This is a genomic window from Exiguobacterium sp. s122 (genome assembly GCF_018618475.1).
Lineage (GTDB): Bacteria > Bacillota > Bacilli > Exiguobacteriales > Exiguobacteriaceae > Exiguobacterium > Exiguobacterium himgiriensis.
In genome coordinates, this window is the sequence record NZ_JACSMD010000001.1 from 1,456,081 (window position 1) to 1,481,186 (window position 25,106).

General features: G+C 50.2%; 26 protein-coding genes and 1 pseudogene. 3 read left to right on the forward strand and 24 right to left on the reverse strand.

Annotated elements, in window-relative coordinates; genetic code table 11:
• Nucleotides 1–63: 63 nt before the first annotated feature.
• The 9 genes and pseudogenes from KNP92_RS07525 to KNP92_RS07565 all read right to left on the reverse strand — a co-directional run bounded on the left by KNP92_RS07525 (nt 64) and on the right by KNP92_RS07565 (nt 8,223).
• Complete coding sequence (locus KNP92_RS07525) at nt 64–1,416, reverse strand: sodium-dependent transporter (RefSeq protein WP_211779591.1); 1,353 nt, start codon at nt 1,414–1,416, stop codon at nt 64–66.
• A 118-nt stretch (nt 1,417–1,534) separates the two neighbouring features.
• Nucleotides 1,535–2,416, reverse strand: coding sequence for a diacylglycerol/lipid kinase family protein (locus tag KNP92_RS07530; protein WP_214839130.1), 882 nt, complete (start codon nt 2,414–2,416; stop codon nt 1,535–1,537).
• Nucleotides 2,413–3,918, reverse strand: coding sequence for an ABC transporter permease/substrate-binding protein (locus KNP92_RS07535; RefSeq protein ID WP_214839132.1), 1,506 nt, complete (start codon nt 3,916–3,918; stop codon nt 2,413–2,415). The genes KNP92_RS07530 and KNP92_RS07535 overlap by 4 nt, the downstream gene beginning before the upstream one ends.
• Before the next feature lie 13 nt (nt 3,919–3,931).
• A pseudogene (locus tag KNP92_RS07540) lies at nt 3,932–4,645 on the reverse strand (ABC transporter ATP-binding protein); the annotation flags it as partial.
• Between the two features lie 117 nt (nt 4,646–4,762).
• Nucleotides 4,763–5,470 carry a 3D domain-containing protein gene (locus KNP92_RS07545; protein WP_214839135.1) on the reverse strand — a complete coding sequence of 236 codons (708 nt, stop codon included), beginning with the start codon at nt 5,468–5,470 and terminating at the stop codon, nt 4,763–4,765.
• Between the two features lie 226 nt (nt 5,471–5,696).
• On the reverse strand, nt 5,697–6,155 hold the full coding sequence (locus KNP92_RS07550) for a GDYXXLXY domain-containing protein (protein WP_214839136.1): 459 nt from the start codon (nt 6,153–6,155) through the stop codon (nt 5,697–5,699).
• A complete protein-coding gene (locus KNP92_RS07555) occupies nt 6,152–7,327 on the reverse strand; it encodes a DUF2157 domain-containing protein (protein ID WP_251136425.1) in 1,176 nt (391 codons plus the stop codon). The genes KNP92_RS07550 and KNP92_RS07555 overlap by 4 nt, the downstream gene beginning before the upstream one ends.
• A 27-nt stretch (nt 7,328–7,354) precedes the next feature.
• Complete coding sequence (locus KNP92_RS07560) at nt 7,355–7,519, reverse strand: YkvS family protein (protein WP_260563991.1); 165 nt, start codon at nt 7,517–7,519, stop codon at nt 7,355–7,357.
• A gap of 77 nt (nt 7,520–7,596) precedes the next feature.
• On the reverse strand, nt 7,597–8,223 hold the full coding sequence (locus KNP92_RS07565; RefSeq protein ID WP_214839139.1) for an NUDIX hydrolase: 627 nt from the start codon (nt 8,221–8,223) through the stop codon (nt 7,597–7,599).
• A gap of 96 nt (nt 8,224–8,319) precedes the next feature.
• On the opposite strand from KNP92_RS07565, the gene KNP92_RS07570 reads away from it, so the two are divergent.
• Entirely contained in the window at nt 8,320–9,861 is a 1,542-nt protein-coding gene (locus KNP92_RS07570) for an FAD-dependent monooxygenase (RefSeq protein ID WP_214839140.1), read from the forward strand.
• Between the two features lie 20 nt (nt 9,862–9,881).
• Here the strand turns inward: KNP92_RS07570 and KNP92_RS07575 are convergent, their stop codons facing one another.
• Nucleotides 9,882–10,145 (reverse strand): hypothetical protein, encoded by a 264-nt coding sequence (locus KNP92_RS07575; RefSeq protein ID WP_214839142.1) that lies wholly within the window; start codon nt 10,143–10,145, stop codon nt 9,882–9,884.
• Between the two features lie 115 nt (nt 10,146–10,260).
• Here KNP92_RS07575 and KNP92_RS07580 point away from each other — a divergent pair, with 115 nt between their 5' ends.
• Complete coding sequence (locus tag KNP92_RS07580) at nt 10,261–10,548, forward strand: hypothetical protein (RefSeq protein WP_214839144.1); 288 nt, start codon at nt 10,261–10,263, stop codon at nt 10,546–10,548.
• 53 nt (nt 10,549–10,601) lie between these two features.
• Here KNP92_RS07580 and KNP92_RS07585 read toward each other — a convergent pair whose 3' ends face one another.
• From KNP92_RS07585 to recU, 8 genes are all read right to left on the reverse strand, one after another.
• Nucleotides 10,602–11,177, reverse strand: a complete 576-nt coding sequence (locus tag KNP92_RS07585; protein WP_214839146.1) for an NERD domain-containing protein — start codon at nt 11,175–11,177, stop codon at nt 10,602–10,604.
• A gap of 18 nt (nt 11,178–11,195) precedes the next feature.
• Complete coding sequence (gpsB, locus tag KNP92_RS07590) at nt 11,196–11,492, reverse strand: cell division regulator GpsB (protein WP_251136426.1); 297 nt, start codon at nt 11,490–11,492, stop codon at nt 11,196–11,198.
• 5 nt (nt 11,493–11,497) lie between these two features.
• On the reverse strand, nt 11,498–12,043 hold the full coding sequence (locus KNP92_RS07595) for an SLOG family protein (protein WP_214839148.1): 546 nt from the start codon (nt 12,041–12,043) through the stop codon (nt 11,498–11,500).
• Entirely contained in the window at nt 12,040–13,197 is a 1,158-nt protein-coding gene (locus tag KNP92_RS07600) for a ribonuclease H-like domain-containing protein (protein ID WP_214839150.1), read from the reverse strand. Before KNP92_RS07600 ends, KNP92_RS07595 begins: the two co-directional genes overlap by 4 nt.
• Entirely contained in the window at nt 13,194–15,443 is a 2,250-nt protein-coding gene (locus KNP92_RS07605; protein WP_214839152.1) for a DEAD/DEAH box helicase, read from the reverse strand. The genes KNP92_RS07600 and KNP92_RS07605 overlap by 4 nt, the downstream gene beginning before the upstream one ends.
• A gap of 17 nt (nt 15,444–15,460) precedes the next feature.
• Entirely contained in the window at nt 15,461–16,021 is a 561-nt protein-coding gene (locus KNP92_RS07610) for a hypothetical protein (protein WP_251136427.1), read from the reverse strand.
• A gap of 80 nt (nt 16,022–16,101) precedes the next feature.
• Nucleotides 16,102–18,738, reverse strand: coding sequence for a transglycosylase domain-containing protein (locus KNP92_RS07615; protein WP_214839154.1), 2,637 nt, complete (start codon nt 18,736–18,738; stop codon nt 16,102–16,104).
• A 21-nt stretch (nt 18,739–18,759) separates the two neighbouring features.
• Nucleotides 18,760–19,350: a Holliday junction resolvase RecU gene (gene recU / locus KNP92_RS07620; protein WP_214839156.1), complete on the reverse strand. Its 591-nt coding sequence runs from the start codon at nt 19,348–19,350 to the stop codon at nt 18,760–18,762.
• Between the two features lie 320 nt (nt 19,351–19,670).
• Between recU and KNP92_RS07625 the strand changes: the two genes are divergently transcribed.
• Nucleotides 19,671–20,522: a DUF3800 domain-containing protein gene (locus KNP92_RS07625; RefSeq protein WP_251136428.1), complete on the forward strand. Its 852-nt coding sequence runs from the start codon at nt 19,671–19,673 to the stop codon at nt 20,520–20,522.
• A 32-nt stretch (nt 20,523–20,554) separates the two neighbouring features.
• On the opposite strand, the gene nth is transcribed toward KNP92_RS07625, so the two are convergent.
• From nth to KNP92_RS07655, 6 genes are all read right to left on the reverse strand, one after another.
• Nucleotides 20,555–21,211 carry an endonuclease III gene (gene nth, locus KNP92_RS07630; protein WP_214839159.1) on the reverse strand — a complete coding sequence of 219 codons (657 nt, stop codon included), beginning with the start codon at nt 21,209–21,211 and terminating at the stop codon, nt 20,555–20,557.
• Nucleotides 21,211–21,798 (reverse strand): DnaD domain-containing protein, encoded by a 588-nt coding sequence (locus KNP92_RS07635; RefSeq protein WP_214839161.1) that lies wholly within the window; start codon nt 21,796–21,798, stop codon nt 21,211–21,213. The genes nth and KNP92_RS07635 overlap by 1 nt, the downstream gene beginning before the upstream one ends.
• Before the next feature lie 67 nt (nt 21,799–21,865).
• Nucleotides 21,866–23,167 (reverse strand): asparagine--tRNA ligase, encoded by a 1,302-nt coding sequence (asnS, locus tag KNP92_RS07640; RefSeq protein WP_376778106.1) that lies wholly within the window; start codon nt 23,165–23,167, stop codon nt 21,866–21,868.
• A gap of 20 nt (nt 23,168–23,187) precedes the next feature.
• Nucleotides 23,188–24,375, reverse strand: a complete 1,188-nt coding sequence (locus KNP92_RS07645) for a pyridoxal phosphate-dependent aminotransferase (protein WP_214839165.1) — start codon at nt 24,373–24,375, stop codon at nt 23,188–23,190.
• A 16-nt stretch (nt 24,376–24,391) separates the two neighbouring features.
• Nucleotides 24,392–24,874, reverse strand: coding sequence for a hypothetical protein (locus tag KNP92_RS07650; protein ID WP_214839167.1), 483 nt, complete (start codon nt 24,872–24,874; stop codon nt 24,392–24,394).
• Nucleotides 24,871–25,056 carry a YpmA family protein gene (locus KNP92_RS07655; RefSeq protein ID WP_016509977.1) on the reverse strand — a complete coding sequence of 62 codons (186 nt, stop codon included), beginning with the start codon at nt 25,054–25,056 and terminating at the stop codon, nt 24,871–24,873. The genes KNP92_RS07650 and KNP92_RS07655 overlap by 4 nt, the downstream gene beginning before the upstream one ends.
• Between the last annotated feature and the right edge of the window lie 50 nt (nt 25,057–25,106).

The window sequence follows — 25,106 nt, forward strand, 5'->3', positions numbered from 1 at the left end:
CATAATACACTTTTCACCTTCCTCGGTCGCAAGGACGAAAAAAAGCAAGGGAAATCCCCTTGCTTACATGTTAAACCACGTCGACACCATGACGATGGCGACCGTGACTGGAATGACATAACGAATCAAGAAACGCCATACCGGATAGAGTTTTTTGCCTGTGTCTGACGTTTGAATCTCTTCTTGTAAAATGCGTTGGTCGACGATATAACCAACGAAAATGGATGTGAGTAACGCACCTGTTGGCATTAAAATGTAGCTGACAACGTAATCCATCACATCGAAGAACGTCATTCCATCAAAGAATTGCAACTCGCTCATCACACCGAACGAGAGTGCAGACGGAATACCGACGGCGAAGACGCTCGCTGCAGCTAAAAGCGTCACGTTTCGTTTCGAAATAATCTCTTTCTTCTCATTCAGGCGGTCCGTCACCCCTGCGACGACGACTTCGAGCATCGCAATCGACGACGTGATTGAAGCAAACGTGAACAAGAGGAAGAACAAGACCATGAAGAATCCGCCGAGCGGCACTTGATTGAAGACGGCCGGCAAGACGACGAACAACAACGCTGGGCCTTCAGCCGGATCGAGTCCTGATGCGAACACCGCTGGGAAGATTGCAAGACCAGCAAGCAACGAGACCATAATATTCAACAGGACGATCATATTAGCCGAGCGATTAAGTGTGCCTTTCGTCTGGATGTAAGAGGCATACGTCAACATCGCCGCCACACCGAGCGAGAGCGAGAAGAACGCTTGACCGAGGGCAAACAATACCGAATCTCCTGTCAGGGCCGAGAAGTCCGGCTGCAAGAAGAAACGGACCCCTTCCATCGCCCCGTCAAGCGTCAACGAACGGATGACGAGCACGATGAAGCTGACGAAGAGAAGCGGCATCAAAATCTTGCTCATACGCTCGATTCCAGCTTCGACACCTTTTAAGACGATTAACAGCGTGATGAATAAGAATAAAAATTGTCCGAAGACCGCAATGCCTGGTGATGAGACGACGTCCCCGAAGACGGCACCAAACTCGTCAGGCGAACGACCGTTGAGCGTTCCACTTAAGCCGAGACCGACATAAATGAGTACCCAGCCGCCGATGACACTGTAGAATGAGAGCAGTAAGAAACATGCGATGACACCTAAGTACCCAATCAAGGACCAACGGCCGTGACCAAGTTTTTTGAAGGCGAGCAACGCCGTACGTTGTGTCGAGCGTCCGACGATGAATTCGCCGATTAATAGTGGTAGTCCGAGCAAGAGCGTAAATGCCAAAAACATGAGCAAAAAGGCGCCGCCTCCACTTGTGCCGGTTACGTATGGAAATTTCCAAATCGCTCCGAGACCGATTGCCGACCCTGCGGCCGCTAAGATGAATCCAATTTTTGAGGCGAACGAGTTTTGCGCCATTCCTATCCCTACTTCCTGTTTTCATTTCATTTTCATAATAATATTGAAATACTAACATGGTTCCCATATGAGAACAACAAAAAAAAAGAGAAAAGTCTGAATTCTTTTCTCTTTCCGTCTATGCTTCGCCTGCGACAAGAAACGTCAATTCTCTCGGGAGGACAGCGATCTGCAGTTCATTCGCCTCAAAATGTTCCCCATCCACATCGATGATTTGTGTATCCCGTAATCGCACGATCAAGTTATTCATTTGAAGGTGTACCCATTCATCCGATGCCTGTTCGAGACCGAACTGTTGCGCCAATAACTGCCGAATCATCGGAAAACCGATGGCAGAACTATGGACGACCTCGACGAAGCCGTCATTGAACGACTGCGTCTGCAGTTTTGTCGGAACGGTACCGAGATAGGCGCCATTGCCGATGTAGAGAAAACTGACCGGACCCTCATGAACGATCTTCCCATCCTGTTCGATTTGAAGGTCGAACGGGTCGGCTTCTCGAAACTGGCGAATCGTCGCTAAAAAATAACCGATGGACCCGAGCGATTCTTTTTGTAACGGATCGATTTGGCGTGATGCATCTGCAATTAAACCGACGCCGATAAAATTAAGTCCGTACCGGTCATTCACACGCATGACGTCGACAGGTTCGGCGTGACTCATCTTCAAGATACGCGCGGCTTCGACGGGTTCGACCGGTAAATCCAGGGCACGGGCAAAGTCATTGCACGTGCCTCCTGGAATCAATCCGATTTTCGGTCGATCTTCGTAATCGACCTGCATCAAGCCATTGACGACCTCATGGAGCGTCCCGTCGCCACCGATGACGAGCAAGTGGTCGTAACCACCGCTCGCTTTGGCGAAGCGATACGCATCCCCTTCCGAAGCTGTTTTTAAAATCTGAATCTCTGAATAGAGCGACTCCACCGTGGCAATGACTTCGCCGAGCATCGTCTCATGCGTACCGGATGTCGGGTTTGAGATGACGAGCGCATTCATAAGAGCCCCGCTTGTTCTAAGAAATCTTTGGCGACATCATAGGCGCGCTCGTTTCCATAGGCGACGCGTCGGTTAAGTTCAGACATCTCCTCATCCGAAATGAGCCCGGCAAGCTGATTAAGCGCATCCTCGATTTCTGGATGTTCTTCGAGCGTCTCCGCCTTCATAAGAGGTGCCCCTTGATACGGCGGGAAGAACTGTTGATCGTCTTCTAAAACGACGAGGTCGTTCTCCGCGATATCCGGGTCGGTCGCATACGCATCGACTAAATTGACGTCCCCTCGCGAAATCGCCCGGTAACGCAGTTTTTGTTCCATTGATGTGACCGATGGGAAGTCAAGGCCGTACGCTTGTTGTAAACCCGGATAGCCGTCTTCTCGATCCGTGAATTCGAGGGTGAAACCGGCACGGATGTCATTTTGGACGTTACGCAAATCTGAAATCGTATTGATGCTTTCCGACTCTGCATAGTCACGAGGAATCGCGATGGCATACGTATTGTTGAACTGCATCGGTTCGAGTAACACGTACCCGTCATCGGCGAGGGCGTCGCGTGCCTGCTCATACACTTCTTGTGCATCGTTCGAGTTCGGCGTCTCATCGACGAGGCTTGCCAATACCGTACCTGTAAATTCAGGATAAATATCGACATCACCACTCCGAAGCGCGCCCCATACGAACGTCGTCTCGCCAAAGTTTGGACGGACCGAGACGCTGAGGTCCGTCTCTTCTTCGATAAGCAACTTATACATATTCATGAGAATCTCTGGTTCAGGACCTAGTTTACCTGCTACGACGAGGTCGGTTTGTTGCGTGCGTCCGAACGCGAGCGGTGCCGCGATGATGAGGACGAGGACTGTTGAGACGGCAATTAGTTTCGTCCGATTGCGTGTCGCCGTCGCGCCTTCCATTTGTCGTAGCAAGAAATCAAATAAGAGTGCCAAGATGGCGGCCGGAATCGCACCAAGTAAAATCAAATAATTATCATTTCGGTTAATCCCAAGTAAAATGAGCGTTCCAAGACCACCTGCCCCGACCAATGCTGCGAGCGTGGCCGTCCCGACGATCAGGACCATCGCCGTTCGAATACCGGCCATAATGACAGGTAGCGCGAGTGGCAGTTCGACCTTCATTAAACTCTGGTTCGGTTTCATCCCGCAAGCACGTGCTGCCTCGAGGAGCGATTTATCGACTTCATTCAATCCTGTGAAGGTATTGCGAAGAATCGGTAGTAAAGCGTACAACACGAGCGCAATCGTGGCCGGTAACGCCCCGATGCCGACGAGTGGGATCATGAGACCAAGTAATGCCAAGGAAGGAATCGTCTGAATGACGGCTGTGACACCGATCGCCGTCTCGGCGACTTTTTTGCGTCGCGTCAACCAGATGCCGAGCGGCACGGCAATTAAGACCGCAATTAAAAGCGAGACGACTGATAGCTGTAAGTGCTCGACGAGCGCTTCAAGCAACTCTCCGCGTCGATTTTGAAACGTTTCAAGCATCGACCTCACCTCTTCTTCGTTGAGTAAATTCAAGCACGAACGGATCATCACTCGCACGCATCTCAGCAGGCGTACCGACGACGACCAGTTGTCCCTCTCGCATGAGCGCAATCCGGTCACCGAGTTTCATGGCTTCGTCAATGTCATGTGTGACAAATAAAATCGTCTTCCCAAGTTCGTCATTCAATCGTTTGACGTCATTTTGGAGTTGTCCTCGGCTAATCGGATCGAGCGCGGAAAACGGTTCGTCCATTAAAATGACTTCTGGGTCAGCCGCTAGCGCCCGGAGGACACCGACGCGTTGTTGTTGACCTCCGGACAGTTCCGTTGGCTTTTTCTCACGAAGGACAGGATCGAGTCCAGCAATGTTCATCAATTCCGTGACGCGATCTTTCGTTTTTTGTTTCGGCCACTTCAATAAATCTGGAACGACTGAGATGTTTTCTTCAACTGTTAAATGAGGGAATAAAGCAATCTGTTGAAGCACATAGCCAATGTTTCGTCGCAACTCAAAAATATCAAACTGATAAATCTCTTTTCCGTCGATTAAGATTTTACCATCCGTATGATCGATGAGACGATTCACCATCTTCATCGTCGTTGTTTTTCCACACCCTGACGGACCGATCAATACAAATATTTCTCCTTTTTCGACCGTTAAGTCTAAGTCTTTCACGGCCAATGTCCCATCGTCGTAACGCTTGGAAACATTTTGAAATTCTATCAACACAACCCCTCCTCAGCTCATTCCTGTTATGGAAAGTCAAATATTAGTTTGCCCGAATATTGTCTACTTTAAACAACAAAAGGTTCTCCCGTGAAGGAAGAACCTGTTTTTTTAAATTTAGTTGACGGTCACTTGGATATGACGGCGTCCCCACTGAATCGCTTCTTCTTTTGTATCGACGAGCAAGTCCACGATGTTACCTTTGATCCGTCCTCCGGTATCGAGTGCAATCGCATCACCAATCCCTTCAAGGTGCACGATGGTACCGAGCGGGATGACAGAAGGGTCAACTGCGATAATTCGCATACCGTTATAGAGAATCGAGTCCGTCACGTCATGTCCTGTCGCTGTCAAGACACGGCCGCTGTAAGTACCGTTGTCAGCGGCATCGTTCGTATAGGCCGTCGACTCGACTTGGATGACGTGACGACTTGCTTTTGTTGAAACGGGTTGCGCGACAGGCGTCGTCTGTTCCTCTGCCGCTTTTTTTGCTTCAGCTACTCGCGCAGCTTCCGCTTGCTTTGCCGCTTCTTCGAGTCGTTTTGTCTCGAGCTCCGCCTTCTCTTTGGCGACTCGTTTCGCTTCTTCCGCTTCGCGTTTTGCTCGTTCTGCCGCACGACGCTTCTCTTCTGCAAGCCGTGCCTCGCGCTCTTCTTTTTGCTTCGCTTCACGTTCAATCGCTTGTCGTTCAAGTTCTAGCGGATTTTGGACGATTTTTTGTTCCGTACCGATTCCGATTTGAGCAGCCTCTGTAGCCGAAGAAACGGCAAACACGCCAGTCATCGAAATGAACAAGACGAACATATATTTAATCAATGGTTTCATAGTAGTTAACACCTTTCGCGTTATGTAACGAACAGGTGTTAATTTACCATGAGTGAGCGCATGCGTGTGCGGATTGACAGGAAGTGAAATATTTCTGCAATGTATCGATGGAATTCGTTACAGATTGTAACATTTAATAGGAACGGCTCTATAAAGCCATTGCATTAAAAAATTACAGAACCGTTACAAAGAAAGGTGTAACGAATCTGTAATCTGTTTGCAAAACTTATTCGGTTTCAATCGGACGTAAATCATGGGCCCGAACCATGCCCCACGGTGCGATATCCACTTCGACTTCAAACGTTTTCGCACCCCGAATGACTTCGGCCTCTTCATCGGTTACCCGATAAGAACTTAAATCGTCGACATAAACTTGGCGATCAAAATAGTTCGCCCGAATGCCGCCAAAGAAAGGTCTCGAATTGACCCGGTCAACCGTCGCATATCCATCTTCTCCGTCTTTAAACGTCACATAAACGGTACCCGACTCCACGTCCTGCCGCCCTCGAAACGTATCGTACTCGAGGTAAATCGAGTCGCCAAAGAACGGGTCATACGGTTCATACGTGGTCGCCTTGAACGTATACGTCTGCCCGAACCAGGAGACCGCATAGACGAGCAACACGAAGCCGACGGCAATGAGCACTTGAATGATTGGCAACAGCCAAGGTGTCATGCGTTTCATGTCCGTACATCCCCTCTCGTCCGGCTACGCCACCACAAAGCGAGCGACAATCCGAATACGATGAGCGCCCCGATCAAGAAGAAGAGCGAGATGTCGAGACGATCCCATACATAGATGAAGTAAATGGTCATCTGGACGACTAAGAAATAAATGAAAGCGAGTACGATCGGTTTGCGTTGATGATCTTGCCAAACGAGATAACCGAGTGCGACGACTTCGAGGAATATGGCGAGTAAGATGCCTGAGTCGTCATACAACGAGAACGGGATGACAGCGAGTAGGCTCACCCACATCAGCTCCGCGCGTCGATGCAGTAAATACATCGCGACGAGTGCGGCTGATAAGACCGTCGCTTCGATGACGGACGGCGGTCGTTGAGACAACCAACCTTCTGTCGCATTGATAAGGTACCCGATCGAGAGGACAGCCGCTACGAATAAATACAAATAGTTCCATTGTGCTCGTTCGCGGTATATGACAAATAAGACATGCATGATGACGAGTGCCCAAAGTGGCCAGAACCGTCCTTCATAGTTCGCGTATTGCCCGATGATGACGATCAGGCCGTAAAAGCTGAACCAAGCAAAAATACGGTCGAGCTCATTGTCCACAAAATGAAACCAAGCCCACGTGATGATGAGCCCGAGTAAGATAAGTGTCAAACCGATGCCTTGAAAGCTGTTCGTGATTGCCAAAAAGCCTCCGAGTGCGGCAATGAACGTGAAAATCGGATGTTGATAAATTAACTTATGCAAGACGGCGACGCCGAACATGAGCCAAAACAGGAGTGGCACTTGGGAAGTAAGATTATATGTGGTAAAGATGACGATCATCGTAGCGACGAAGAAGACGATACCGAAGACACGAAACAGCGTCACGAAGCGCGGTGCACGCGTTTTTACTTGCTCGGCCGCTACATACATTCCGACCATGAACACGAGAAAAATCGCCACTTTCAGAAGGTCCGGGATGGCCTGCCAATTCGCAGCGACAAAACTGAACAGACTGAGGGCGAGCAAGATGGACCCGATGATCACGAGGATTGGCGGTTTGTGTTCCGATTTCTCACGTAGCGCCAATCGCTCATGCTCATATGCGACAAGTCGTTGCCCTGTCGCGTCATCTAACAACCCAGCCTCTTTCCATTCACGTACTTTGTTATCAATGGACATCGGAATCATCCCTTTCGATTCAAAAGGTCAGCTAGCGCGTTCGATCAATTCCAATTCTGATTTAAGTAAAACTTGTTTTTCAAATTCAAGTCCTAGTTGCTGAAATTCTTCCATGATGGAAACGTCTCCGATGACGGTATTCGTCAATACGGCAGTCACTTCTGCGACCCATCCTTCACGCGTTGATTTCACGATATCACCTACAACGAATTCTATAGACACAACCATTCACTTCCAATCTTAAATTTGTTTCTATCATTATAACGAAATTATATCCGTTTGAATACGTTTTCTTTTATGTGTTTAATGAATTGTGACAATATTTTTCCAGTAAGTCCCCAAATAATGTAGTCGCCGTGTTCATAAAAAGGCTCTTTCATTTTAATTACCCGTTTTTCATACGCTTTAGCATTCGCCATCCGGTCAAACGGAATATTTTGATCCGGATTCATCGTCCATTCCATTTCGCCATGGAACGGGTCGATATACAGCAACGTGTCGACTGGGACAGTGAAAAGATGATCGACTTCATCTGTCAATTTGACGTTCGGCACGATGGGAATGATGCCGACGAACGGATAGATTAATTGTCGGTGCGGCGTCGCTAGTGGCTGCAATCGGCCGATGACTTCGATGTCTGAAAGTGGGAGCGTCAACTCTTCACTCGTTTCTCGGATGGCTGCCTCGAGCGGTGTCTCACCTTGATCTAAACGTCCGCCCGGGAACGCGATTTCACCTGGTTGCCGACGCATCTTATGGGAACGGACTTCGAAGACGACGTGCCACTCGCCATCGATTTCGGTCAATGGAATCAAGACCGCTGCCGTCTGTTCATAATTTTCTTCCATTGAAAAGCTTTCACGCAACTGGTTTTCATTAATTGATGATTCCTTCATGCGGGTCACCTCACTCCTTATGTTTTCTACACTTCCACCCTTCTCTCCTCGTTTAAACGTGTCCAATGTCGGAAATATCATTATTAACGATAGGAGATGGTAGATGTGGATCAACAAGTAGACGTATTGATTGTCGGTGCGGGCCCGACCGGCCTCACTCTCGCCTTGACCCTTGCTCGCTATGGCATCTCGTTTGAGATTATCGACCGGAAGACGACTCCGTCAAATAATTCACGGGCAATCGGCATACAACCGCGCACGATTGAGGTGTTCTCGCGCCTAGACGTCGCCAAAGAAGTCCTTCGTCGCGCGCGAACGATTGAGAAAGGGAACTTATATTTTTCTGGACAGTGGACGGCCAAGCTCGAGTTCTCACGGCTCGTCACGCCTTACCCGTTCGTGACGCTACTTCGTCAAAATGAAACAGAGGCGATTCTCGAGCAGGCGCTCAATCGTCATGGCCATCACGTTCGACGTGGGGAATCACTCATCTCCCTCACACATTATCCGTCCCGCGTGCTCGCTCATCTCGAAGGGGACACGTCACGCACGATTGAAGCCAAATACGTCGTCGCGGCCGATGGTGCGAACAGCTCGATTCGACGGATGCTCGCCTTGCCGTTCAGTGGAAAATCGTTCAAAGAATCTTGGGTGCTCGCAGACATGAAAGCGAAATGGAACATCTCACGTGAAGAAGTGCATATTTTCTTTTCAAATCGCGGAGTACTTGAAGTGTTTCCGTTGACGGATGATACGATTCGGATTACAGGAAATCTAGCCAATGATGCGGCGTTCGATGAATCGAAATTGCGCGAATTGGTTGAACAACGTAGCCATATGCCCGTTGAGATCGAGGAGGTCGAATGGTTCTCATTATTCCGGGTGCATAATCGGATGGTGGACGCGTTCATTCATAACCGGGTTATTTTGATGGGAGATGCGGCGCATATCAACTCACCTGTCGGGGGACAAGGGATGAACACAGGAATCGCCGACTCGTTCAACCTCGGTTGGAAACTATGGCTTCATATAAAAGCGGGCGCTTCTTTCGGTGTCGTTTCGACGTATCGAGACGAACGGGAGCACGTCGCCCGAAATGTCCTTCAAACGACAAACGTCGCGACGGAGGTGCTACAGACGACGTTGCCGATGCTGTTACCGTTTCAGGCGCTCGGCGCGGATGTGTTTACCCGCGTCAACTTGATTAATCAAAAAATCACGGAACGGATTGCCCAACTCCACCTCTCCTATCCGTCCCATTCCCGCGTCCCGTTCCAACGTGTGGCGGAAGGCAAGATTTTTCCTGAGATTGAAATGATTCGGACGGACGATGGGATGCGTCAAAAAATCTCTGAAGTCGCGGACGGCCGGTTTCAAGTGCTTGTCCTCGACGACGAATCACGCGACGCGACAGAACTGTACGACTATTTAAATCAGCATCAAGCCTTTTTCCAAATCATCACGCTGTCGAAAACGAGCCGTCCCTTCTTTGACCAAGGTAACGAGCTCGCCAAGTCGTTCTTCATGCGACGTGGTGTCCTCGTCATACGTCCAGATGGTTACCTTCTCCATAAACAACGTCATTTACGGCTCGCTCCGCTCCAAGAGAAAATGGGCGACTGGCTTCCATTCGAATAACGTAAAAAAACGCTCGACTCTCATTTAGAGTCGAGCGATTCCTTGTTGTAATACAAGACGCCTGGCGCCGACAACGTCAAATCGTAAAACGCTTCAAACGCCTCGATGTCTTCGAGCTTTCGGAAATCGACTTTATTCGTCTCGCTGTTCGGGATGGCGACGATAATCCCTTCGGCGGTCGATTTGATCATGCCGGTCTGACCGTTATGAATTCGGATATAAAGCACTTGCTCTTTCTCGAGCAATTGAACCGCTTCGCGGCGTGATTGAATGGACGTTTTCACAAAATCCCCCTCTTCTTCTTTGAGTATAACGGGGAAAGTCGGTTGCTTTCAAGCGTCGTCCCCGATAAAATATTGTAAAGAAGGAGTGGACGCTTTGGATATGGTTTGGAATGATATGAGGACGTTATTGATTGTTATACTCGGTGCACTGTTTCTAATTCTCGTGACCGTTCGAACGATTCGGAATCTACGTTGGATTCGATTCGGAGAGGCATTCGGGAAGCAAGGCGAGGCACTGCTCGAGGATTACGCATACTTGTCCGAAAAAGGGATCGAGTGCCGAGTTGAACAAGGTTTACCGACGGGACGGTTGTTCCGACCACTCGCAAAAAACCTCGATGATCGAGTCGCCCTGTTTGTCCATCGAAAAGATGCAGCAGCGGCGCGAAAATTACTTCAATAACAACAACACCCTATAACAGCGGGCCCAGGACGTCCGACTGCTATAGGGTGTTGTCATTTATGTACCTGTCGCTCTGAACAGTAATACGCAATTTGTTTGATTGTCGGTTCTGTCAGAAGCTCAAGCTTTGTTCGAGAAATGACATCATCGATGATCTCAAATGAAGACGAACAGTTCGCGCGAAGTCGTTCGACCTTCAAGCGGCTCGTCTCTGGGAAGATTAAAAAGGATGTGACCGGAACGGGTTGCCCACACTGTCTCTTTAATCGTCCACGAATCTGTTTCGTGATTTCATCGAGCTCGTGAATCGGATGTGGGTGGATGGTCTTCCAACCGAGCGATGTTTCGTGACGGCATTCGCGATTCGACATGTGAACAGCTGACGTCGTCCGATTGATTTTAACTAAAAACACGCCTTTTGGCCCAGCGAGAACATAATCAAACAACGTCGCGTCGATTTTGACATGCTCGATCATCATCCAGTCAAAACGGCACGTCTGTCGTAAAACTTCAACGAGCTCCTCGGTATACGATTTAGCCGGTTCAATCACTTCCACTTTCGTGCGAAACAAACCCTTCGTCTGGCGTTTTTCTGGTTCTTTCGGTGCGGCCGTCAACACGTGTAACATCGCATCCACCTCCTCTCCTTATTCGCTCGGTCCGACTTGTTTGCCGAAGACAGCTTTCTCCAAGTTTGAAATACGTCGTAACATATCATAATTGGAGGCGACCGGTTGTGACTGTTTCACCGGTTCAGCCTGCTCGCTCGACCCGCGACGTAATGACTCATTTTCTTGACGCAGGCGCTCGATTTCTTTCGCCATCTTTTCGTAGTCGCGGATGACAACGTCAAGAAATTGATCGACTTCTTCTTGTGAATATCCACGGAGGGCTGTTTTGAATTCTTGTTTATAAATCGCTTCTGCTGTTAATTCCGTTTGCATCGTCTTCACTCCCATTGTTGTTCCCATTGTTTTTCTTCTTCAATGACACGTAAGTCCTCAGGTGTAATCATAAATAACGTCATATCGTGCTTTCGTTTCGCCCCATCGACAAGAAACCGGGGGCTTCCTCCCGTCTCTTCGTCAAACAAGGTGATGAGTCCTGCCGCTTTATCCAAAAAGAATGCGGTTTTTGCGCGAAGTTGGCTCGGATCCTCATATGGACGTTGCGTCAACGGCTCAAAGAAATCCGCTTCGAGTTGTAGCTGCATGAATAGTTCCTGCTCGTATGGCTTGTATCGCTCCTCCATTTCCAAAAATGGAGGGAATACAGCAATTTTGATTGGGTACGTTTCCCTTAACTCTAACAATACTTGTCCGGCCCATAATTCACAACCGTTTGTCCCGCTAAAGATGAACCATTCCCCACCTAGTTCTATCGCCTCTAAGATTTTACGACGATACGCTTCCTGAATGATTTCAATACCCGGATGATCGGCTTTGAAAATCCCGAGCTCATGCGGACGATAGCCGGTAATCGCAACGACTTTCATAAGCGCTTCCTTTCTAACCGGGCGAGCCGGTGTTGTAACTCACGTTGTGCCCGGAATGCCGTCTGCTTCAGAATCGTACATCTCGCTTCGAGAAGTTCGAGCGCGCGTTCCGTATATGCGTAAGCTTGGTCAATGTCTTTTTGCTTATGCTCCGCGTATTTGGCAAGTTCCGTCAACGCTTCGATCGAGTCGACTTGCTCAAATAAAGGGAGCGCTTCTTCCATTCTTCCGGCGCGCTTTAATAACAGCGCTTGACGCATTTTCGCCTGTTTCGATGGATTATCGAGTTGCGCATACGTCTTTAAGGCCGCTTCTTCATTGCCGAGGTCACTCAACCAGTGAGCGCGTTCCTCTCCGAACGTTAAGCTGTCCCCTTCGACGAGATACGTGAGTCGCGTATAGAGCGAGACGAGACTCAAGCAGTCGGCGTGATGGTGTTCGATGACCGGTCGTAAAATATCTGGTTCTCGTTCTTTCACGTATTGGAAATAATGCATTGGTGCCAAGAATCCCGGTAAGTCGTCAACCCGCTCGTGGCCAAAGTGCGCTTCGACCGCTTTTAACGACACGGATTCGAGCGTCGGTTTCAACAACCGTCTCGACGCGTGCAACAAATCAACGTGCCCGACTGCCGGGAGCCCCTTTACTTTCGACTTCACGAACGTGTGGCGGGTCTTGATTTGTGGCCAATCGAATGATTTCCCGTTATACGTAACGAAACGGACCTCGTCGCCGATATCGTTTAAGAAGTGATAATAAAACGCCGTCTCAAACGCCGGATGCGGCAATACGTATTGCACCATCTCGAGATGTCCTTCCTGAATGCGGGCAAACCCAATTAAAAAGATTGACGTCCCCGACCCTCGTAGTCCGGTCGTCTCCGTATCCATGAATAGGACGCGATCGATTGGAACGTCTACCGCGAAAAACGGATGGGTCGCCTGACGGACCGCATGTCTCGCTTCGGCATACGTAAAATCATGATAGATCGCTTCGAGCGGGTAAATTGCTTTCAAGCGGACACACCACTCTTTTTCAAACTTCAAGATTTCACCACCGAGCGCCGTCCATTTCGCTTGTTCGACCTCGTCTGGGGTCTTTGTCTGACGTGTGGGTTCTGTCGTTTTAATCAAACGTGCTAATTTTGCTTTCATATCGTTCCTTTCAAGGCATTCAACTGATTAACAACTTGCTGTTTGAAATCGCCATAACCAATCGTACCGACACAGCTCGGACAACCGCTCACGCAAGGGCAATCCTCGACAGTGCGCACCGCTGCCTGAAGGACAGCGTCGGCGTCACGATAGAGCGCCTCACTCAAGCCGATCCCACCTGGGTAACGGTCGTACAAGAAGACGGTCGGCTTCGACGTATGGGTCGCTTTCATTTGAAGCGTCGTGAACAAGTCGTGACTATCACACATGAGATACAGCGGAGCCAAACGGCGCAACAAATCGCTCACCGCCTCGAGCTGGTCTTCCATATCCGCTTCCGAGTAGGCGTAACGCTCATCGAGCGTGAACCATGTCGCTGTCGTGTGAAGTTCACGTTCCGGTAAGTGAATCGGACCAGAGCCGATATTCTCATGCGTCCCGAACTTGATTTTTTTAAACAATGTTGCCATCGCGATGACCGATACTTCACCGAACGTCTTGACCCCGTCTGACTTGTTCTCTTCTAACACTTTCAACTCAACAGCCAAGTTCGCATCCGTGTAGTAATCGACGTCGACTTGACGCACATACGCCTTCTTCTCTTCGAAATCGAGCTTCTCGACTTGATACTGCTCGGCCCCGTGCAAATAAATCGCCTCGTCATGTAACAACGTCATCGCGCTGAACGTGTCCATCTCACCGATGACGGCGTGTTTAGCCGTCTGGTCGACGATGACGACATTTTCTTGGTCGGACGTGCGGAGCGAGATTTCATGAGCTGGGAACGAGTCCGTCATCCAGTAGTACTTGTCGGCCCGCTCATGTAGTACTTGCGCATCCGTCAAAAAGTCGAGAATGTCTTCCGTCTCGACCGTCCCGAACCGTTCACCTTTATGGAACGGCAACTCGAAAGCTGCACACTTCAAATGGTCGACGAGAATGATTAAATTGTTTGGGTCGAGACGCGCCGCTTCCGGCGAACGATCTAAAATCAGATCAGGTTGCTCGACGACGAGCTGGTCGAGCGAGGAGGAGGAGGCGACGAAGATGACGAGCGCCTCCGAATGTCGACGTCCGGCTCGGCCGGCCTGTTGCCAAAGGGAAGCGACTGTCCCTGGATAACCGTTCAAGACACACGCTTCCAATTGGCCGATATCGACACCGAGTTCGAGCGCGTTCGTCGAAACGACCGCCCGGATCTCCCCGTCTCGGAGCCTTCGTTCGATTTCACGCCGTTCGGATGGCAAGTAGCCACCCCGATAGCCGACAATCGACTTCGGTCCGAGTTCACGCCGTGTCAGTTCTTGTAAATACGTCAATAATACTTCGACGCGAACACGCGAGCGCGCAAACACGATCGTTTGAATGTCGGCCTCGACGAGCTTTGACGCAATCCGTTTCGTCTCGAGCGTGGCGCTTCGACGGATGCCGAGCGCTTCGTTGACGACAGGCGGATTATAAAAGATTAAATGCTTTCTTCCTTGCGGTGCGCCGTTTTGGTCGACGAGGACGACTTCTTCCTCGGTCAGGCGTTCAGCTAGCTCGACCGGGTTCGCAATCGTCGCCGACGTCATGATCCACTTCGGATGGCTCCCGTAATAGGCACAGATTCGTTTCAATCGTCGGAAGACGTTCGCGACGTGACTGCCGAATACACCCCGATACGTGTGCAACTCATCGACGACAATATATTCGAGGTTTTCAAATAGCCGAATCCACTTCGTATGGTGTGGCAAAATACCTGAATGAAGCATATCCGGATTCGTGATGACGATATTTCCGGCATCTCGCACTTTGGTTCGCGCCGCCGGCGACGTGTCCCCATCATACGTGAAGCAGCGCAAGTCGCCTTCGAGCGCCTCGACCATCGACATGAGGTCGGTGTTTTGATCTTGGGCAAGTGCTTTAGTCGGATATAAATAAAGGGCGCGCACGGTCGGTTTCTCAATCATTTTTGAGAGGACGGGCAAATTATAACAGAGGGTCTTCCCGGAAGCGGTCGGGGTGACGACGACCGTCGAATGGCCGCGTGCCGTTTGTGTAATCGCTTCGGCTTGGTGCGTATACAATCGATCGATGCCACGCTCGTTCAAGACGCGGACGAGGTCAGCGGGCACGCTTGCCGGGATCTCGGCGTACTTAGCCGGACGGGCATCAACCGTGTGCCAGTGTGTGACATGGCTCGCGAAAGCCGGGTCGGTTTTTAGCGTGTCAATCATCTCTTCGACGGAACGCTTCTTGCGCATAAAGTCACCTTCTTCTATCAAGATTTCGAAGGTACAAGACGCTCCACGATTTCTTTTACTTGCCCGATCCGTTCATCGTGAACGAGACGGTGGACGGCCGGAAGCCGGAGCACTTCCATCGACTTGAAGGCGGCCGCCACATGTTCGTTCTCTTCTTCGAGCCGCCGAATCGCATCATCAAACATGAGATGGGTCGACCGGCCGAACAAGACGATGGTATGTAGCTTCGTACATTTCGAATGGACCGCCTGTAAATGTTTCGTGTAGCGTTGCACCGCTTTATAGTAATCATCCTGCGCTGAAAGCGTACGACGCCTCCCGCGCAAAAGTTCAGGGTAATAAGGTTCGTCACCGAGAAACATCGTCTCGATGCCGATTTTCTTCAAATGCGAATGGCCCGCTGCAAGTGCAACGTCTCGGTCGTCAAGAAGCCGTCCAAACGGAATGGACTCTTTCAGGACGAGGCGCCCCATCTTCAAACCGTTGACGCCTTGAAGGGGAAGACCTGCGTCATCGTCTTGCAGCCGATCGATTACAAATAACACTTTCATCTTACGTTTAAGAGAGAGCTGTACCATTTGTCACCATCCTATTCGCTTTCTTTTCATTATAACAAACGGAAAAGAAAAACAGGGCGATTGAAATCGCCCTGTACGTATTATTCGTTGTTGCCATTTTCACGGCCACCGTTCCCGTTGCCACGGTTTCCGTTCGACTCAGAGGAATTGGAATCGGATTGACGATCAAGGCTCGTCCCTGACTCATCCTCCGCCGGCGGTTCTTCCTCAGTCGCCGGTTCTTCTGTCGTCTCTCCAGAGTCGTTTTCATTCCCATTGTTATTGCCATTATTACCGGTATTGCCGTTATTGCCGTTGTTATTGTTATTGCCGTTGTTCTCGTTACCGTCGTTCGACTGCTCGTCTTCAGCCGGTTCATCAGTCGGTTGTTCTGTCTCGGGTTCCTCTTCTTCTTCAGCCGGTTCCTGGTTTCGCTCGACCGTATACTGGGTTTGAAGTGGGCTCGACTGTTGCTCGCCGACGAGCGGATTCGTCGCCGTCGCGACAATCGTGAACGTGGTCGTCCCGTTCGTCAGACCTGAAATGTCCACCCGCGTGTCCGACGTTGTGGCGACGACACGTTCACTGCCGTCTGGTCGCTTCTCCGTCACAGTGAAGGAAAGGTTTTGATACCCGTCCGCTTGCACCGCTTCCGTATTATACGACCAAGTCAACGTGCCGCGATCCGCCGGGATGTCGTAATTGATTGATGCGCCCGTCGGTGCCGGAAGCTTGTCCGGCTCGAGATCTTTCGGCTTCGTCCCTTTAACGTACAGCTCGTTTCCGAGTGAGAGCACCGAATCTGGTTGCTGGAACGCTGCCGGACGGCCGTTCGCATTCGTTACTTCTTGCATCATATACTCGAAGTAGTATTGGGCGTAGTTTGGTTTCATAACCGATTCAGTCGTATTGTTTGAACGTCCGGTCCAGACGGAAATCGAGTAATCGGTCGTATAACCGGTGAACCATTTATCCATATCCTTGTTCGTCGTACCGGTTTTCCCGGCGACGTCATACGGGAAGGCACCCGGCTGATACGTTCCATTTGCACCGCTGACGACGTCACGGAGCATGTCGGTCAACATATACGCTGTATAGTCTTCCATCGCCTGCTTCGCTTTCACCGGCGAGTTAATCGTAGAGCCGTCGTTGAACTCGATTTTTTGAATCAAATGTGGCTTCGTGTACATCCCGTTCGTCCCGAGCGCAGCGTAAGCGGCCGCCATTTGCGACGTGCTCGCCTCAGCCGTACCGAGTGCGTTCGAGGCGTCCATCTCGTCGCCTGACATCGACGGCTCGATGCCGACATTTTTCACGAACGACTCAATCGCACCTTGGCCGAACTCATCACGCACCTCATAGAATGCACGAACGGCCGGTGTGTTCGCTGAAATCGTCAAGAAATAACGCATCGTGTTGTTGCCACGGAATCCTTGGTAGTAGTTTCCTGGATTGTATTCGCCTTCTTCAAACGGAGCATCGCGGAGCACTTTCCCCGTCGACCATTGTCCGTTTTCGATTCCCGGACCGTAATCAAAGAACGGTTTCGCCGTTGATCCGATTTGACGTGTCTCACGCGAATAATCGCGATAATTCTTCTCGCCTTGTTCGGCTTGTTGGCTATCAATCAAGGCGATGATTTCACCCGTCTTCGTATTGAGGACGGTCGCCCCCATACGAAGGTCTTCCGGGAAAGCACCGTTCGGGATGTTTACATTATCTGATTTGATGTCGTTATTGAACTTCGTATGCAATTCTTTGTCGATTGACGTATACACTTTGAGACCTGCTCCGTAAATGTCTGCCTGTTCGAGGCCATAGTCTTCCTCGAGTTCGGCTTGGACACGGGCGTAAATTGCACGCGTATACGACTCGCCGTCCGTTTGTGGAGCCGGCGAGATGACGTCCGCGATTTCGACGTTCAGCGCTTGATTGTATTGTTCTTCCGAAATATGACCGTCACGCTTCATCGCAGCGAGCACTTGCTCTTGGCGATAACGCGTCAGTTCTTGGTCCCCACTGATTGGATCATATGCGCTCGGACGTTGCGGCAAACCTGCGAGGATTGCGGCTTCCTGGTAGTTCACTTCCGATACAGGCTTGTTGAAGTACGCTTTTGAAGCCGACTGCACGCCGTACCCGCCTGACCCGTAGTAGTTGATGTTCAAGTACATTTCGAGAATCTGTTCTTTCGAATACTCACGTTCGAGTTTAATCGCGAGCCACTGTTCTTGAATCTTCCGTTTCATACTCTTCTCACTCGTGAGCATTGATTGCTTGATCAGCTGTTGCGTGATCGTCGAGCCACCTTCTGACCCGAACCCCCCCGTCAAGTTAGCGAGGACGGCCCCGCCAATCCGGCGGATGTCAATCCCGTTATGTTCGTAGAAACGACGGTCTTCAATCGAGACGACCGCTTGTTGCATCACTTCAGAGATGTCGTTAATTGAAACGTACTCCCGCACTTGCCCACTCTCGAGTGGTTCCCCGTTCGATGAGATCAATTGAATCGGATACGTCTTCACCAACTTTTCTTCGTCAAGCGGTGGTGCGGTCGCGATTGCATAGGCTGAGTAAGCACCCGCCACGACAACGCCGATCAAGAATAATAGGGTTGCAATTAAAAGAATGCGGCGCCAAAGCGGCTTCTTCGTTTTCGGTTTTTTTGACTGTTTCGTCGTCTGTTTACGTTTATTGGTCGTCGTATCTTGCCGACGTGCCACTCGACTTCGTTCCATTCACGATTCACTCCTTCTATTTCAATCGAGCCATGCTTCCAGTGCCGCCAAATAATCGACGGCCGGCATCGCCCGGGTTGGAACTTCGATTGCGTGTTGTTCGATAAAACTGAGCGGAATCGATTTTCGACCCGTCTCACGCTGTGCCCACCAGTCTAACAGCTGGTCTGCTGACAGCACATATTGCGTATTATAGCGGCTAAAGCGGATGATGACAAAGCAAATTCCTCCATGTTTCATACAATCACGCATATGTGTGATTTGATGGTCATGGAAGTTACCGAGCGGAAACGAAGTTTTGTTGTTCGTCTCTTTCGCTTCGAAATCGATATATTTGCCGCGGTAGACCCCGTTATAGTCGGTCGTCGAGGCTTGTTTGAAATAGGCCTCCGTCACTTTCGCGGCACTCCGTTTCGGATAGTCGACTTTGACGATTTGAAGCGGTGTCGGTTTTTTATGAATGACTGCCTTGCCATGGATTCGATAATATTCGTTCGTCTCATTGAGTAACGTCTCTAAGTTCATGCCTCGATTCGCATACGTTGGACGCTCGGATCGAATCGGTGCCTGACTGTTCGTCGTTGCTTTCTTTCCGTTCGGATAGTGGAACATGTCGTCACCCCTACAACTCATTTTAGCAGGTTGGCCCACTCGTTCCTTCCGTCTAAGGTCTGATTGTCGAGTTCTGTCGCTCGACTGTCTCGTGGATTTTCCGCAATGCATATCGTACCAAACTCTTGTATGTTAAACTAGTATGTAGTGTATTGTGTAGTCAAATTGACACAAGCTTGTTATCATGCTACTAAATACTTTTCTACAATAAGTCTTCTACTAGTTAACCTTTTCATCAATCCGATAAACGCGATTGATGAAACTTTTAAAAAATAGAGGCGCTTGAGATGAAAGAGATAAAGCTGCGTTGGAGGGGTACGATGGATAACGGAAAGAAGTACGTGATGTTCGTCGACGAGACGGGGACACCAAAAGGGAATACGCAATTCAATTTGACAGGCGTCCTGATGGAATACAAGTATGCGATTGACGCCGACGAGGCCGGAATGCCGTGCGAGTTGAAACGTAAACTCCATGCGTTCAAACGGGACGTGTTTAAAACACAAAACATCCCGTTACATTTAAAAGAGATTTTGAAGGCCGAGCATCCATATGGGAAAGAGGATGGAATCACGATCGACATGCTCCGCGACTTCTGGAACAAGTTGCCGGACTTCTTGCGTGATATCGACTGTACAATCGTCAGCGTCGAAGTCGATAAACAGAAGTTACAAGACTTTTACTCGACACCGAAAGATCCTTATGTCGTCGCGTTCGCGCACTTGATGAAGTCGTTTTACGCGTTTTTAGAAGAGACCGAGGCGGTCAGTGCTCGCGTCGTACTCGAATCGCGTGACGATTATCAAAATTTGCTCATTCAAAAGGCATTCTTTGACATTTTTAACTCTGGAACGGTTCACCTGGATGTCGAAAAAAGTCGACAAAAAATCAAAGGGTTCATCTTCTCTGAGAAGCAAAATACGATTTATCAGTCCGGTCTCGAAATCGCAGATCTCGTCTGTCTGCCACTCTCGCGCGTTCGCCGCGGGGTGATCGAGGTCAAACCACGGTTCGTCCATTATGGGGATGAGAACCGCATCTTTAAAGCAATCAAGGACAAGATTTACATCCGTAAAGAAAGTCCGGACCAAGATTTCCGCAACTGGGGCTTCAAAAAAGTCCCGATTACGAAAAAACGCCGCGAATGGAGCGACCATCCGTGGAATCACTAAAAACTGCCTCGTAGCAAGCTACGAGGCAGTTTTTATGTCGCTTTTACCGACTTCATCCGCTTCTTGCCTTCCCGGCACATGTGCAGGAGTGGACACGTCTCACAAGCCGGGCGTTGCGCCTTACAGTGATACCGTCCAAAGAAAATGAATTGATGATGGAGCTGCGACCATTCTTCACGTGGGAATTTTTTCATGAGCGTGTCTTCGACTTGGCGGACGTTGTCTTTCCAACGACAGATGCCAAGCCGTTTCGAGACGCGTTCGACGTGCGTATCGACCGCAAACGCCGGCTCATGAAACGCGACCGATAAAACGACGTTCGCCGTCTTACGACCAACGCCAGGCAACGCCTCGAGCGATGCGCGGTCGTCCGGGACAATCCCGTCGTGTAGTGTCACGATTTGCATCGATAACGCCTTCACGTTCTTCGCTTTGTTCCGATACAATCCAATCCGTTTGATGAGCGACTCGATTTCTGAAACGTCGGCCGCTGCCATCGCTTCGACAGTCGGGAACGCCTCAAAAAGCCCTGGTGTCACTTTGTTGACGAGCGCGTCTGTCGCTTGAGCGGATAACGCGACGGCGACGACAAGCTCGAACGGATTCCGGTGCGTCAGTTCACAGTGTGCATCCGGAAACATGTGTCGCATCGTTTCTGATACTTCGTTTAGTTGGGCCCGGGTCAACATCATTTGTTCCTCCGTTGATACTCGACAACATCCTCAAGCGACTGGACGTTATGGTCTTGCCAGACGCGCAAGATTTTGTCCATATACTTGAAGTTACGTACGTTGCGAAGTTTCGCTTCTCGAAGCGCGGCCAAGACCAACTCTTCGCTAAACCCATCCTCCGTCAACCATCCGACAATCTGCTCGATTTCAAACGGGGTGATCGTCCCGAATTCACGCTCAAACGTATGAATCAAATTCTCATTCAATGCGTGCGGTGTCTTCGCGGTCACGGCCTCTTCCTCGAGCGCTTCAAACAATGGCAACAAACTGTATCGCTCCCCTTCCGCCGAGGCATCAATGGCAATCAATTCTTTTTGCAGCAAGCCGAGCAAAACGGCTCTCGCCTCATGTTCAGCGACGTTCATCCGCTCCCCGAGCTCGCTCGGAAGCGGCATCTCAATCCCTTCCCCGGTCATTTCGAGCAAGTGTACGATGAGACAAAACTCAACCGGACTAAGGTTCAATCGGCGTGCGTCCGTGAACAATTTACGTGGCACGACGACCGGGCTCTGTTCAAACAGTTTGATTAGACTATGTGCATTCATGGCGCACATCCTTTCTAAACACATCAATCGGGGAAGACGTCAAACGTCATCCCCGATTCGGCGATTATTATGGGTGAATGCGGTTCAATAGGCGTGGGAATGGGATGGCTTCACGGATATGTTCGATGCCGCTAATCCAAGCGACTGTCCGCTCGAGACCGAGCCCAAATCCTGAGTGCGGCACTGAACCGTACTTGCGGAGCTCGAGATACCAGTCGTAGGCGTCTGTCTCGTCGAGTCCTTCTTTAATGATTTCTTCTTTCAAGCGGTCGTAATCGTCTTCACGTTCCGAGCCACCGATAATCTCGCCATACCCTTCCGGCGCGATCAAATCGGCACAGAGGACGAGCTCCGGGTTCTCCGGGTCGACTTTCATGTAAAACGGCTTGATTTCTTTTGGCCAGTGGGTGATGAAGACCGGCTTGTCATGCGCATTTGCGATGGCCGTCTCATGCGGCGCACCGAAGTCGTCTCCGTACTCGATGTCGTCAAATCCTTCAGCCTTCAAGAAGGCAATCGCATCCTTATAACGGATTCGCGGGAACGGTGCTTGAACTTTCTCAAGTTTCGACAAGTCACGCCCGAGTAGTTCGAGCTCGACACGGCAGTTATCAAGCGCTGACTTGGCGAGGTAGGCCACGTAACGCTCTTGAAGCTCAAGACTCATGTCATGATCGAAAAATGCCATCTCCGGCTCAATCATCCAAAACTCAATCAAGTGACGACGTGTCTTCGATTTCTCGGCACGGAACGTCGGTCCGAATGAGAAGACTTTTCCGAGCGCCATCGACGCGGCTTCCATATAGAGCTGTCCTGTTTGAGACAAGTAAGCCGGTTGACCGAAGTAGTCCGTCTCGAACAATTCTGTCGTCCCTTCCGGAGCGCTTGACGTGATGATTGGCGGATCGATTTTGACGAATCCTTCTTGGTTGTAGAACTCGTAGGTCGCCCGGATTAATTCGTTACGCACTTTCATGATCGCATGTTGACGACGTGAGCGGAGCCAGAGGTGACGGTTGTCCATCAAAAACTCTGTTCCGTGCTCTTTCGGCGTGATTGGGTAGTCGACCGACTCGGCAATCACTTCCATGTCCGTCACTTCGAGCTCGAAGCCGAGCGGTGTGCGGCCACCATCTGACTTGACCTTCCCGGTTACCCAGACCGACGTTTCTTGCGTCACACCTTTCGCACGTGCGAACAAATCTTCGGCCACATCCGCTTTGACGACGACGGCTTGAGCGAACCCGCTCCCGTCACGCAATTGGAGGAACGCGATTTTCCCGCTCGAGCGTTTGTTGGCAATCCACGCCCCAACGCGGACCGTTTGTCCTTCGTAATCTTTAAATTGGTTGATTGAAATAGTTGTCATTGTCGTTTCCATCCTTTCGCTTACCGAGCGTTCTCTTTAATGAATGTCTCTACTCGATCAAGCGCTTCTAATACTCGCTTTAACTCCGTCGCATAAGAGAGTCGTACGTAGTCCTCTTGACCAAAGCCTGAGCCCGGGACGAGCGCGACGAACGCTTCGCCGAGGACTGCCTCACACCAAGCATCGACTGAGTCGTAGCCGCTCATCAATGCCGCTTCTTTGGCGTTGGCATATAAGTAAAATGCGCCTTGCGGTTTCAAGCAGGTGATTCCTGGGATTTGAATCAATCGGTTATAGACGATGTCGAGTCGTTCCTCGAACGAAACCCGCATCATCTCGACGTCATCTTGCGGTCCGTTATACGCTTCGACCGCCGCCGCTTGCGCGATGGACGTCGGGTTCGACGTCGAATGTGACGCGAGGTTCGTCATCGCTTCAATAATCGTGCGGTCACCGACAGCATAGCCGATCCGCCATCCTGTCATCGCGTGCGACTTCGACACCCCGTTGATGATGATCGTACGATCACGCATACCTGGAAGTGTGGCAATCGAGACGAAACGGTCATCGCCATAGACGAGTTTTTCGTAAATCTCATCGCTGACGACGAGTAAATCGTGACGTTTGACAACGTCCGCCAATTCCGCGAGTTCATGTTCGGTATAAATCATACCGGTCGGGTTGGACGGGCTGTTTAAAATGACGGCTTTCGTCCGATCCGTAATGGCCGCTTCGAGCGATGCCGGCGTCAATTTGAACGACGTCTCTTCCGTCGTCTCGACGTATACGGGTTCTCCGTCCGCGAGTTTCACTTGTTCTGGATAACTGACCCAATATGGGACCGGGATGATGACTTCGTCTCCTTCGTCAAGGATCGCTTGGAACAGCGCATATAAGGCATGCTTCGCCCCTGACGCGACCATGACCTCATTCCGTTCAAAGACGAGATTGCTATCACGCTTCGTCTTGTCGATAATCGCATCTTTAAGCTCAACCGTACCGCCTGAAGGTGTATATTTTGTATCTCCTTCGCGCGCTGCACGGCAAGCCGCGTCGATAATTCGGTCGGGCGTATTGAAATCTGGCTCTCCCGCTCCAAGACCGATGACATCTTGTCCTGATGCTTTTAGTGCCTTCGCTTTCGCCGTGATGGCAAGTGTTGTCGACGGCGTCAATTGTTTAACCCGTTTTGCTAATAGATGTTCCATCGTCATCCCCCTTTGATTATAACGACGCGTCCGTCAATTCGACCCGTCGGATGAATTCGCCTGTTTGAAGCGTGTAATATGAATACGTATAGGACGCGTTCGCTTTCGTCACGACCTCGACTAAAGCCCGCTCATCAAAACCGTATTTGCAACTGACGAGCGTCCCGCCTGTCTCCGCGACAGACGCGTTACAAATTTGATTCAAATCAACGTTCGTTAAGTCCCGAACAACAATAGGTAGGTCTTCGTCGACCGGAACGAATAAGAGGCGATCGTCGTTCTCGAAGACGACGTACGGCTCTGTACCGTTATAAAGTGTCGCTTGATTCACGACTTCACCAGGTTGTTCACTGTCAAGACGTTCCCTCGCCTCAACGATCATAGCTTCTTTCGCGCGTTCCGTGTGCCCAATTGTGAACCAATACATACCAGTAAAGACGATGACGACACCAATCAGTGCCGTCACGAGTGCGACCACTACTTTTGACTTGCGTGTCATTCCGTCCGATAGATGGTGAATACCATCTCTTCTTTCTTCGGATCATTTACTTTTTTCTCTAACGCCAAACCGAACATTAAGTCTTGGCTCTTGAGCGTACGATTTAGCAAGTCGACGATTTTATATACGTCTGCCGTCGGCTCGATTCGCACGGTCGCGAGCGTCTCGATATTTGAATTCATGGTCCATCCTCCTTCAAACACTATACCCATCATTATAAAACGATAATTTC